Origin of the sequence: Bacteroides sp. OF03-11BH, from assembly GCF_003604005.1 — a bacterium.
In the GTDB taxonomy this organism is placed as follows: domain Bacteria; phylum Bacteroidota; class Bacteroidia; order Bacteroidales; family Bacteroidaceae; genus Bacteroides; species Bacteroides ovatus.
On record NZ_QTMW01000091.1, the window covers coordinates 1 to 348 of the forward strand.

Genomic DNA, 348 nt, shown 5'->3' on the forward strand with positions numbered 1-348 from the left:
TATATATATAAATAATATGTGAATATATAATATATAAACAAATAATATATAATATGTGATTAACACGCTTCACTTCCAGAGTTCCAGAAAGAGCCACACGAAAAATCTTCTTTTCCCTAAAGTTCCTTGTGTCGTTTCTCTCTATACTTGAATACAGGAAAACGGCTGCATCATAAAAGAAAAGACACCGACACCATTCAGGAACTACCGCCCATCGGTAAAAGGATTGCATCTAATTGATACCTTTTCTGCCTGCACTGGAGAGAAACCGGGAAGGTATTTGATACCGTACTTTTCCGGGTTCTGCCCGGCATGGACGATAAGAGAACATTATTATGATACCAAAAA